The organism is Indolivaga alginatilytica, from assembly GCF_003201355.1.
Lineage (GTDB): Bacteria > Bacteroidota > Bacteroidia > Bacteroidales > Dysgonomonadaceae > Dysgonomonas_A > Dysgonomonas_A alginatilytica.
In genome coordinates this window covers 38629-52027 of the sequence record NZ_QICL01000008.1, presented here as the reverse complement: position 1 = coordinate 52027, position 13399 = coordinate 38629, and the positions used below count along the sequence as shown (strand labels likewise).

Here is a 13399-nt window from a genome sequence, read left to right as displayed (position 1 = left end):
GTTATGATTGCCAAAGTAATAAAAAGGTCTTCGACCTTAGAAGTTGATATTAAGCCCCATAATGAAAGATTTAGTCTGAGGGAATTGTCCTCTGTCCACTCCCACTTCAGAAGGTCCGTTTGGCTCTATTTCATTAACGTATGCATTTCCTAAATCGGGATCATATCCCTTGTAGCCTGTTATTGTAAATAAATTCTGCACAGTTACATACAGCCTCACGTTCTGGATACCTATTTTCCGAGTCGTTTCTTTGTTTAATGTATAACCGAGGGTAAGTACTTTCAGTCTCAGATAGTCTCCCTTATCTACATAATAATCAGACATTCTTTTATTCGAATTTTTATCCTCAAGTGTTACACGTGCCAACGAACCGTTAGGGTTGTTTACTTCATGAAAACGATCCATTATTTCGGTATACTGATTATATCTTGCATTCACAAACATACCTTCGTATTTCAAGGCATTAAAGATACTGTATCCGGCTACTCCCTGAAAGAAAAGACTTAAGTCGAACCCTTTATAGGCAAGATCGGTACCAAGACCGTATGTAAATTTAGGAAATCCGCTACCGATATTTGTCCTGTCATTACCATCAATCTGGTCATCACCATTTACATCTACGAATTTAATATCACCCGGTTTCGCATTGGGCTGATAAAGAGCACCTGTACTATTTTTATAATTCTTAATTTCATCCTCGCTTCTGAATATTCCGGCTGTTTTATAACCGTAAAAATGAGCAATCGGTTGACCGGCAAAAGTCCTCGAAATATTAGTTCCTCTGTAAGCACTTGTAAATAAAGCACTGTTACCTGTTCCCATCGAACGTACTTTATTCTTCACAGTACTGAAGTTTCCGTATGTGTTTATCTGTAAATCATTAATTTTCGTATTGTACGATAAATTCAGATCGATACCTTTATTTTGAACTTCCGCTGCATTTAACCAAGGATTACTTGTTACACCTGCAAGCGAAGGAACGGGAACCTGAATCAATACATCTGTTGTATTTTTGTTATAATAATCAAATGTAAAATCAAAGTGATTTAAGAATGTAACATCCAAGCCAAGATTGGTTTGTGTAGTTACCTCCCACTTTATATTGGGATTTGCCATAGATGCCTCATATCGTCCGATTGTAGCAGTTTCGTTCTGTCCGAATACTACATTGTAGCCATCGTCATCCGTCGTATTTTGTATAGCTACTTTGGTTGGGTAAAAATCATTAATATCTTGGTTACCCAATTTACCCCAGCTTGCACGTACTTTAAGATTTTGAATCGCCGAAGCTTTCAATGGTTCGAAAAACTGTTCTTCCGAAATACGCCATCCTCCCGATACAGAAGGGAAATATCCCCAACGGTTGTTTTTCGCAAATTTAGAAGAACCGTCAGCACGGAAATTCAACGATAACAGGTATCTGTCGGCAAAAGAATAATCCAAACGGGCAAAATACGATTGAAGCGCCCACTGCTCACGCTCTCCCTGCATCCATGCAATATTAGTCGCTGCACTTAAATAACGTTGTGAAGGCTCTTCCGAAATAAAACCGGTACCACGGGCATTGGTATAATTGACATCAAATTCTTCATAAGCATACCCGCCTAGAATCATAAACTTATGTTTATCAATGGTTTTATCGTATTTCAAAGTAGTTGTATTGATCCATCTTGTACTTTGCCAATCTCTCTGTGTCAGCTCATTTGAGTTAGAAGCACGTCCTGCTTCGGGTACACGTGCAGTAAACCATTTGTCCTGCCATTTAGACCAGTCATATCCGAAATCGGTTTTAAGAACCAGATTATCAATAATACTATATTGTGCATATACGTTACCGAAGATACGGTCTCTCGTTCTTACACGGTCAGCTCTTTGAATAATCCCCACAGGATTTTGGATATCAGCTCCCAATGGACCACTTCCACTTAAGTTAGCATTTTCGTCATATACAGGAACAGAAGGATCTGCACGTAATGCCGAAATGATAGCACCTGATGAAGCCGACATATCGGGAACAATGTTTTGTTTAGAGTGAGTGATCATCAGGTTCTCTCCAAATTTCAGTTTCTTGGTAATGTCGGTCTCTGTATTCACACGGAAAGTCGTACGCTTAAAGCTGGTTCCTTTCAATATACCATCCTGAGTAAGGTGTCCTCCCATAATGTTATATTTTATTTTATCGGAACCTCCTGCTACCGACAAGTCGTAATTACCCTGATAAGCCGAATTGGTAAATACTTCATCCTGCCAATTTGTTCTTGTTTCCTGTGCAAAAGGAGTTGAATAATAGGCTATATTTTTATTATAAGCATTGATCTGATCCTGCGTAGGATTTGCTATGCTGTTGAAGTCATTTGCATATGCTTCGAGATGAATCATATTTCTTTGCTGGGCATTCAATACATCTATTTTATGTTGTGGTGCCGAAAATCCTTGGAATGTATTGAAAGTAACATTTACCTTATCTGATTTACTGCCTTTTTTGGTTGAGATAATAACTACACCATTGGCTGCACGCGAACCGTAAATAGCAGCCGAAGCGGCATCTTTTAATACATCGATACGCTCTATATCACTGGGGTTCAAATCATTCATATTATCAGCAGGCATACCGTCAATAACATACAACGGATCGTTGTTGCCGAAGGTTCCCATACCACGAATACGGACAGATGTACCCGAACCCGGAGCTCCACTACCTTGCAGTACGGTTACTCCCGACATACGCCCTTGAAGGGCACTGCTAATGTCTACGTTCGCCATATCTTCGAGATTCGACATCTTTACGGAAGATACTGCACCCGTCAGGTCTGCTTTCTTTTGTGTGGTATAACCTACTACAATGACTTCATCTAAAGATTTATTGTCTTCTCTCAACACAACATTTATATCCGATTTACCTCCCACTTTTACTTCTTGCGGCAGATAACCGATATAACTAAATATGAGTGTTGCGTTTTCGGGTACTTCAATACTGAAATTACCATCCAGATCAGATACCGTTCCGGTGGTTTTACCCTTTACAATGACGCTTACTCCGGGAAGTTCTGCACCTTCTGAATCCTTCAGCGTACCTTTCACTATTCTTTTTTGGTCCTGCTGAACCTCCTTTGTTCCGGCAGATAATACAATCTGATTATCCACTATTGTATAAGAAATATTGGAGTCTTCGAATACTTCATCCAGAATATCCGATACAGGTTTATCGGTTGCTTTTACAGATACAATTTTGTTTGCATCCACCAGACGGTCGTTATACACAAAACTATAATCAGTTTTTTTCTCTATTTCATTCAATACGTCTCTAACGGTAGTTTGAGGCTTATTTAGCGAAATAGAAATATTCTGCTTTGCATGGGCTGTGAATGAGGACAAACACAATCCAGCCAACAAGAGATACCAATATCTCTTTCCTAAAAATTCTTTTTTCTTTTTCATGGCTCTAGGTTAATTATTTCAATTAAAAATAACGTTCGTTTTTTTCTTGGTTTAATAACTGTTTTACACATACTTATACAATTTGTTTGATATTATTTTATGCACATCAAAGAAAATCAACTCATATTACAACACAGTTACGTCCTGTTTAATGTTTATTCTCATTTAATGTCAAAAATAACTAATTGACGATCAGAAATCTGATTAAAAAAACAAAGTAAATATCTGATTTTAAGGCTTTCTGTATAGAATAATTTTCTCTTTCTCTTTTTTCCACTTTAAATCGGGAGAACTCATTTGCAGTACATCCAATATCTGGGTGATCGTTTTATTTTCGAATACTCCTGTTATCGGATAATAGCACAACAGACTATCTCTTATCTCTATATCCACATCATAAACTCTGGATAGTTTTTTGGTAATTCGCTCCAATGAGGTACTTCTGAATAGTAAAATCCCTTTTTCGTATGCTTCATATTCGAATGCATCGGAAGGTAAAATCTGAATACTTTTACTTTTACGGTTAAATTCAAGCTTCGTCGAGGCTCTCATTACAGTTGGCTCACTTAAGTCGGGAGAACTGAAATTGACTTTGCCCCTTTCAAGATATACCTGCATGATATCATCGTCTTCGTATCCATATACATTAAACTTTGTACCATAGGCTTTTACTTTCACTCCGTCTAATGTTTCTACATAGAAAGGATTTTCAGGATCGGACACAACTTCGAAAGTAGCCTCACCGGTCAATTTCACATGACGTTCGTTTTCGGTAAATACACTCGGATACCTGAGTGTCGATTTCGCATACAAATACACTCTTGAACTATCGGGCAACGTGATCAGAATTGCCTTACTATTGGTATTCGTATAACTCAATTCATGTGAAATTTGTTTTGAAAGACTCTCTTTTCCTACAAATAAATACAAAAAGCCTATTAATAAAGGAATAGTAAGAACAGCCGCTATATTTATAACACGCTGTCTCCAAAGACGTACACGATTCGTCTTTTCTTTCAGTGTGATATTAAATTCCGGAGGAGTGCAAGTCTTATTAAATTGGATAGTTTCGACACCTCGGTGGATAAAGCTCCATTGACGGAACAATTTCCGAGCCTCATCCGAAGATTTTAGTATATCTTCAAATAGGACTTTTTCGCCAAGCGTCAATTGTTTGAGGAAAAATTTATTGATTAAGTCTTCTAATTTCTCTTTGTCCATGCTATCATTAAAAAGGGCTTTCTATATAATAGACAAAGAAGTCGGGCGATACCCTAGGGATTATTTGAAATCTTTTCGAGAAAATAAATAATTAATAATACAGGATAGTACTTACCAACCTCTACACTAATCATCATCAGCGATTTAGTCATATATGCTTCGACTGTTTTTACTGACACATTTAATTGTTCGGCAATCTCTTTATTCTTTAGATTTTCAAAACGGCTCATCCGAAACACAGTTTGATATTTCTCAGGAAGTTTGGCTATTGCTTTTTCAATCAACAGGGTAAGTTCCTGAACCGAATATAAATCTTCGGCATCGTACTCATCGTAGTTGGTAAGGATATATTGTTCGTAAGTAAGCTCTAGTTTTTGTTTCTCAATCAGATTGAGGCACATATTGCGAACTGAAGTCAGTAGATAAGAACGAACTGAGGTTGAGATTGTAATTTTTTGGCGATCTTTCCATATTTTCAAAAAAACATCCTGCACACAGTCTTCTGCAACTCTCGAATCCTGAATATATCGTAAAGCAAACATACATAAAGGAGCATAAAATTGGCTATACAAATTGCGGTATGCTTCCGTATTGTCATTCCGAATTTCCTCAAATAATGCATTATATGTATCCTTGACTTCCATTAATATATTTCGTCTAAAAAATAGGGTATCAAAAATTCTTAAACTCTTTTTGTCATATAGGGAAGGTGCTAAAGTAGAAAATTTGTTTCAGATAATCGTTTATTTTTGTTTAATACTGTCATTAAGATGCCTTTTTTCTAAAAATTCCTTAATAAGACAAATGTGACAAACAGACCAAAAGTAATTCATACTCAGCCTTATTTTATAAAAAAAGATAGCTGCATGCTTGCAACTACCTTTATTCTGTTCACATATAGAACTTATCTATATATTATTGATCTCTAAAACCCACATTATTATAAATTGCTGTTTATGGATTGCCATTCGCTAATCGGTGGTATGACATTTGAATTAATTAATTCATTTCTCAAATCGCAAAGATGTTGATAACTCTTATTAAGATCTGCAAATTCAGCAGGAGTACCTTCAACCTCTTGATAAGTGATGCCATTTGTATTGATTGTCGTCTCCATAGCCATCATAATATGATTGAATTTATGATTAGCAACATATACCCCGGCAGGCCATTTAAAAGAGTCGCCTCCCATAGCTGCACGAATCATTTCGACAGATAGATAGGCTGGGCTTTGAAATGATGATCTGCCACGTAAATCTATAATATGCTTTCCACCTTGTATCACTTTTAGTTTTATATCCTCCCATTGTTGAGCACTTAACTCAGAACACCCAATCAAATCATTTAAAGGTTTGCCATCTACTGTAGTTGTCGATGCAAACACAGCCATTTCTTCTCCATGTCCTCCATAGGTACGGCAATTCTTGATTTTATCGGGGCTTATCTTGAAATGTTTAGCTAATTCGTTTCTCAACCGGGTACTGTCTAATGCAGCAAGCGTACTTACCTGACTTGGTTTCAACCCCGAATACAATAGTGTAAGCAATCCCGTAATATCAGCAGGATTAAATATTACAACCACATGTTTTACTTCGGGGCAATAGGCTTTAATATCTTTCCCGAAAGCAATTGCAATCTCTGCATTGCCTTTCAATAGATCTTCACGTGTCATGCCTTGTTTGCGGGCGGCACCTCCCGAAGATATTATGTAGGAAGCATTGGTTAATGCCTCTTTCACATTGGAAGTATATGTTAGATTTACACCTTCGAAACCACATTGCAGCAATTCTTCGGCAACGCCTTCCAGACCTGTAGGGTATGGATCGTATAAACAAATTTCAGATGAAAGTCCCATCATTATAGCGGTTTGTGCCATATTAGAACCGATCATACCTGCAGCACCGATAATTGTCAACTTTTCGTTTGTAAGAGTCTTCATAAATTTCATTTTATATAGTTTATATTACGCAACCCTAACTATCTCTGGTCACACTACTGCCAAAGTAACAACTAGGTCTACGACCTTAATTTCCATTTCAAAGCTATTAAATATTATCGAATAACTATACTTTTTTAATATTATGCACCATTACTTTTGGTTATAGCTTTTCCTATTTAAGTACATATTTTAAGGCTAAAAAAACCTCAGGATTTCAAGTATCATAAAGAAGTATTGGAAGAGGATTTTTTCACCTGATCTTGTATGCAGATCTCAACATATACTCAGTCTCAATTACACTTATATTTTTTTAACGAAGAGAGACAGAACTTTTTCCTATACAATACGTTAACTATATAATAAAGCAGCATTTAGCTAATACAATAAATGCTCTGTTTAGTTTATAAATCCGAATAAGAGTATTTAGGAAATAGATATAAAATATAAGATTTTTCTCTTTGGATTAAGTTATCAAATACATCTATTTAAATATAGAAACAATTCATTGAACTTTTCCTTAGAGTCAAATGTTTAAAGTATGTGTTTTTCATAGTATTAGATTTAAGGTTAATAATGAAGATTGGTTGTCGGGATGACAACCATTTCTTTTTTGTATAAAACACTCACCAAATCGACACATACCATTGAATATCAACCACTATTCATTTATTCCAGAGATATAATTTCCATAAATTCAGCAGAATCTATTACTGTAACCAACACAAGACCTACAGCATTATTACTGTCTCCATAAGATTTCGATATAGTTTTAAATTAATTTAAGAGTGCTTAACTTTCTCTCTTATACTTTTCGTTTATATTTGTCACTTTATTGTAAGAAAGAAATTTTTAGGATTAATCAAAATCTAATTTTTCATGGTATCTTTTTCGGTACTCTTTAGGGGTAATCCTCATCTCTTTGAGAAAAGTTTTTGAAAAATGAAAAGGATCATAAAAACCTAATCTAAAGGCTATTTCTTTTATTTTCAATTCTGTAAATTGTAAATAAGAGCACGCTTTTTGTATGCGGAGTTGATTGTAGTATACAAAGGGTGAATAAGATGTTTTCTGAGTAAACAGAGTAATCAGATGAGAAACCGAATAACCGACGGCATGAGCGATGTCTTCCAGAGTTATTTTATTTTCTAAGTTACCCTTCATAAAAAGGATACTTTTCTGAATCACATCATCTATTTTCACATTCTTTATTTCTCTGTATTGGGGTAAGTATTTTATAGAAGCAAGAAAATACATTAAGCAGAAACTGATATATTCGAGATTCTCCGGATTATAGCCCATTCCCAGATTCTGAAACATATCTTCGAAAAGCATAAACCGATCCTGCTGTCTGCTGTTAGCTGTATCTTTGATAGACAATACCTTCCCGATAATGGGTTTAAACATGTGTATATTTTCTCCTTTGAAGTGCAGCCAGTATATACTCCACGGATTATGGGGATCTGAACCATACGAATGCGCTTCATTTTGGGGTATTATAAAAACCTGATTGCCGGATAGCGTATGCCGCTCATCCTGATATTCGATCCAGCCTTTACCTTTTTCACAATAAATAAGAATATTTTCGTTAGTCCCCGCTAACCTTTCCCGATAATGGTATTTCGCATTTGGGTAATAACCGATATGTGTAATATACAATTGTCTGGTTATTTCATTTTCAGCCTGCAATTCTCTTATGTTGTAAGGAGTTACAATAGCCTTTTCACCTTTAAATCCGTCAGCAATGGTTTCCATTTTATTTTTCGTTAAACGGTGTAAGAATAAGGTTAAATATATTGGAAATGCGATAATAGTAATATTTTACATGTTTTCAAAATAATAATACATTTTTTCTGCTTTCGAACCATCTAATTTTGCTTTTATAAATAGTATCATTTAATTAATCTAAGACACATGAAGAACAATAAATCGTATTTAAATCTCATCACCTTCGTTTCAGCCATGGGAGGGTTGCTATTCGGCTACGACTGGGTAGTGATCGGAGGGGCAAAACCTTTCTATGAAGTCTTCTTTGACATTGCAGATTCTCCATCAATACAAGGATTTGTAATGGGGAGTGCTATTCTCGGCTGCCTACTCGGAGTGATGTTATCGGGAGGTTTGTCAGACCGTTACGGAAGGAAGCCGTTGATGATTACCGCTTCACTGGTTTTTATTCTTGCCGCCATCGGCACAGGAATGGTCGATAGCCTTTCGTGGTTTATTGTATACCGTGTCTTAGGAGGTATAGCCATAGGTATCGCATCTAATCTTTCGCCTATGTACATCGCAGAAGTTGCTCCGGCAAATGTAAGGGGACGGTTTGTATCGCTCAACCAACTCACTGTTGTTATAGGGATTTTAGCCGCTCAACTGGTAAACTGGCTCATTGCCGAACCGATAACCGCCGGCACGGATATCCTTCAATCGTGGAATGGTCAGATGGGATGGCGCTGGATGTTCTGGGCAGGAGGAGTTCCGGCCATATTCTTCTTTATTATGATTTTTATCGTACCCGAAAGCCCTAAATGGCTGGCAGCACAATTACAATTTGACAGATCTGAAAAAATACTTGCTAAAATCGGGGGGGAAGAATATGCCAAATCCGAAATCGGCGAATTAAAAGCGGCAACTTCAACAGTTAAAGAAAAGGTCGATTACAGACTACTCTTCAAAGGAAAAATGCCCAAGATACTTCTGATAGGTATTGTTATAGCAGCTTTTCAGCAATGGTGCGGCATCAACGTTATATTCAATTATGCACAGGAAATATTTGCTGCCGCCGGATACGGAGTATCCGATATACTTTTCAATATAGTGATCACAGGTGTAACCAATGTAGCATTCACCATCGTAGGAATGTATATGGTAGATAAACTAGGGCGCAGATCTTTATTATTATTCGGAGCTTTAGGACTGGCATGTATATACGCCATATTGGGAGCATGCTATTATTTCCATATATCCGGTATTGCAGTATTAATTCTTGTAATGCTCGCCATAGGATGCTATGCAATGACCCTAGCACCGATAGCATGGGTAGTTATCTCCGAGATATTCCCAACCAAGATCAGGGGTATGGCTATGGCTGTTGCTACTTTCTCGTTATGGACGGCATGTTTCTTCCTTACCTACACTTTCCCTCTATTAAACAATGCATTAGGTGCATACGGCACATTCTGGCTATATGGCGTTATCTGCTTATTGGGATTTGTATTCGTAAAAAGAAATTTACCCGAAACCAAGGGAAAATCACTGGAAGAAATAGAAAAAGAACTGACAAAATAAGACACCTTGTAGGGGCAGACCTATGTGTCTGCCCTCAACGGACGAACACACAGGTTCGCCCCTACAACGGAAATTAAAATAATAATTAGGTCTGAGACCTTAAATTCATTGAAATGGAGAAAATGACTAAACACCTGATTCAGGCAACCGTTAATCAAAAAGGAATTGTTAAGGCATGGGAAGAAGACATACTACTCCCCACTTACGAAATAGGCGCCGAAGAAAAGAACCCTATCTTCTCTGAAAAGAGAGTATATCAAGGCAGCTCGGGAGTGGTATATCCATATCCGGTAGTCGAAAAAATTTCGGACGAAAAGAAAGATAAACTTTACAAGGCTCTGTTCCTCGAAAATGAATATCTGAAAATCATGATTCTTCCCGAATTGGGAGGACGTGTACAAATGGCATACGACAAAGTAAAAAAACGCCACTTTGTATATTATAATCAGGTAATTAAACCTGCGTTAGTCGGATTGACAGGCCCTTGGATTTCGGGAGGTATAGAGTTTAACTGGCCTCAACATCATCGTCCAAGTACTTATTTGCCTACCGATTACTGCATCGAAGAAAACGAGGATGGCAGCATAACCGTTTGGTGCAACGAAGTAGAACGCATGTTTCGCACCAAAGGTATGCAAGGCTTTACACTTCATCCCGGAAAATCATATCTGGAAATAAAAGTAAAAGTATACAACAGAACCACTTTTCCTCAAACATTCTTATGGTGGGCAAACCCTGCCGTAGTGGTTAATGACGGATATCATACAGTTTTTCCACCTGATGTACATGCAGTATTCGATCACGGAAAACGTGATGTATCTAATTTTCCGATAGCAACAGGCGTGTATTATAAACAAGATTATTCGGAAGGTGTAGATATATCCAAATACAAAAATATACCTGTACCCACCTCTTATATGGCTGTACAATCGAAGTTCGACTTTGTAGGCGGCTATGAAGAAGATGCAAAAGGCGGATTGCTGCACATTGCCAATCACCATGTTTCACCCGGAAAAAAACAATGGACATGGGGATGCGGCGACTTCGGCGTGGCTTGGGACAGAAACCTGACAGACGAAGACGGACCTTATATCGAATTGATGACCGGTGTATTTACCGATAATCAACCCGATTTCACCTGGCTGCAACCTAACGAAGAAAAATCGTGGGTACAATATTTCATGCCTTATGCCGAAGTAGGTTATGTGAAAAATGCCAATAAAGATGCCATAGTAAATGTAAATATCAAAGATGGACAGGCAAACATTATACTTTATACTACTTCCGAGTTTGAGAACTTGCACATCATCTTGAAAAATAAAGATGGTAAAGTATATGTAGATGATACTGCAAATACCAGTCCTTCTGAATCTTATTTTAAGAGCGTAAAGGTTGGTGAAATCCTTCCCGAAGATTTGATATTTGAACTATATACGAAAGACGGAAAAGAGCTACTGACTTATCAGGCAGACAAGCCTGAGATTAAACCTACGCCCGACCCTGCTAAGGCGGCTAAAGACCCGCAGGATATAGCTTCTATCGAACAGCTGTTCCTTACCGGTCAACACTTGGAGCAGTATCGTCATGCTACTTATAATCCGATGGATTATTACATCGAAGCACTCAAACGCGAGCCAAGTAACATCCGATGCAACAATGCAATGGGACTTCTGTTGATGCGTAAAGGGCAATTCGCCAAAGCCGAAGCTTATTTCCAAGAAGCGATAAAAACGCAAACCGAACGTAACCCCAATCCATATGACGGCGAACCTTATTTCAATCTGGGATGGAGCCTCAATATGCAAGGATGCCAAGAGGATGCTTATGATGCATTCTTTAAAGCAACATGGAATGCTGCATGGCAAGATTCGGGCTTTTATGCTTTAGCTCAGATAGATGCCTCCAAAGGATTATGGGAAGATGCTCTAGACAGAATAGACCGTTCGTTGATACGTAATTGGCACAATCATAAAGGACGTCAGTTAAAGGCATCTGTTTTAAGAAAACTAGGTAAAAAAGAAGAAGCTGTAGCTTTAATTGAGGAGTCTTTAAAAATCGATAAATTCAACATGGGATGCCGATTCGAAAAGTACTTGCTGACTAACGATGCTAAAGATTTACAGGAATTAAAAGCATTGATGCATGGTTCTACTCATCCATACATAGAGTATGCTCTTGATTTTTCAGACAGTGGAATGTACAGCGAAGCCGACCAGTTTTTACGATTAAGCATTGCCGATCCTGAGAACGTCTATCCAATGGTATATTATACACTGGGCTATTTTGCGTCTAAATCGGGCGATGCCTCTAAAGCAAAAGAATATTATATAAAAGCGTCACAAATGTGTCCTGACAAGTGTTTCCCGAATCGTATCGAAGAGGTAAATATCTTAAAAGATGCAATTTGTCTAAATCCATCGGATTCGTTCGCTCCTTATTATTTAGGAAATTTCTGGTATGCTGCTCGCCAATACGATGAAGCAATCGTATGTTGGGAAAAATCAAAAGAAGTGAATGCCAAGTTCCCTACTGTATTGCGAAATCTGGCACTGGCATATTACAACAAGACCAACAATAAATCACAGGCAAAAGTATTATTGGAAGAAGCGTTCAAATTAGACCAAACAGACGACCGCTTATTAATGGAACTCGATCAATTGTATAAAAAAACAGGCTTATCGCATCGTAAGCGTTTGACGTTCCTCGAAAAACACCCGACTCTTGTAGATCAACGTGATGACCTTAGCATTGAGCGAATCACCCTATACAATCAATTGGGCGAGTATACAAAAGCAAAAGACCTGATAGCTTCACGTAAATTCCATCCATGGGAAGGCGGCGAAGGTAAAATCACCAAGCAATATACTATCTGTAGGCTGGAGCTGGCTAAGCAAGCTATCGATAATAAACAGTTTAAAGAGGCTTTAATATTACTTCACGAAATAGATACTTATCCGCATAATCTGGGAGAAGGTAAACTTTCCAATGCGGAAGAAAACGACATCGATTATTACAAAGGAATAGCTTATCGTGGACTTCGTGATGAAAAACAAGCCCTTGTTTACCTGCAAAAAGCAACTGTAGGATCGTCTGAGCCACAACAAGCCTTCTTCTATAACGATCAGCAGCCCGACAAGATTTATTATCAAGGTCTTGCATGGGAAGCACTGGGTAATACGGGCAAAGCGAAAAGCCGTTATAATAAACTGATTAATCATGGTGAGAAGCATCTCTTCGACAATTGCCGAATCGATTACTTCGCAGTATCGTTACCCGATCTTGCAATCTGGGAAGATGACCTGAATATTCGTAATCAGATTCATTGCTACTATGTAATGGGATTGGGACATCTGGGCTTAGGGGATATTGTTAAAGCCAAAGAGTATCTGGAAAAAGTGAAACAATTGGATATTAATCACCAAGATAGCCAATTGCTGCTAAGTAGTATTAAGTAAAGTATACTGATATTCTTTGTGTCAAACTTAGTGTTCTTGGTGGTAAAATATAAACACGGAG

General features: G+C 37.7%; 7 protein-coding genes. 2 read left to right on the top strand and 5 right to left on the bottom strand.

The window, feature by feature from the left end:
- Nucleotides 1-36 precede the first annotated feature (36 nt).
- From CLV62_RS08270 to CLV62_RS08250, 5 genes are all read right to left on the bottom strand, one after another.
- Nucleotides 37-3438, bottom strand: coding sequence for a TonB-dependent receptor (locus tag CLV62_RS08270; protein WP_110310313.1), 3402 nt, complete (start codon nucleotides 3436-3438; stop codon nucleotides 37-39).
- 231 nt (nucleotides 3439-3669) lie between these two features.
- Nucleotides 3670-4659: a FecR family protein gene (locus CLV62_RS08265; RefSeq protein ID WP_110310312.1), complete on the bottom strand. Its 990-nt coding sequence runs from the start codon at nucleotides 4657-4659 to the stop codon at nucleotides 3670-3672.
- 53 nt (nucleotides 4660-4712) lie between these two features.
- Nucleotides 4713-5303 carry an RNA polymerase sigma-70 factor gene (locus CLV62_RS08260; protein WP_110310311.1) on the bottom strand — a complete coding sequence of 197 codons (591 nt, stop codon included), beginning with the start codon at nucleotides 5301-5303 and terminating at the stop codon, nucleotides 4713-4715.
- A 296-nt stretch (nucleotides 5304-5599) separates the two neighbouring features.
- Nucleotides 5600-6598: a malate dehydrogenase gene (locus tag CLV62_RS08255; protein WP_110310391.1), complete on the bottom strand. Its 999-nt coding sequence runs from the start codon at nucleotides 6596-6598 to the stop codon at nucleotides 5600-5602.
- A gap of 855 nt (nucleotides 6599-7453) precedes the next feature.
- Nucleotides 7454-8350, bottom strand: a complete 897-nt coding sequence (locus CLV62_RS08250; RefSeq protein ID WP_110310310.1) for an AraC family transcriptional regulator — start codon at nucleotides 8348-8350, stop codon at nucleotides 7454-7456.
- A 159-nt stretch (nucleotides 8351-8509) separates the two neighbouring features.
- Between CLV62_RS08250 and CLV62_RS08245 the strand changes: the two genes are divergently transcribed.
- On the top strand, nucleotides 8510-9883 hold the full coding sequence (locus CLV62_RS08245; RefSeq protein WP_110310309.1) for a sugar porter family MFS transporter: 1374 nt from the start codon (nucleotides 8510-8512) through the stop codon (nucleotides 9881-9883).
- A gap of 113 nt (nucleotides 9884-9996) precedes the next feature.
- Nucleotides 9997-13338, top strand: a complete 3342-nt coding sequence (locus tag CLV62_RS08240) for a DUF5107 domain-containing protein (protein WP_110310308.1) — start codon at nucleotides 9997-9999, stop codon at nucleotides 13336-13338.
- Nucleotides 13339-13399 lie beyond the last annotated feature (61 nt).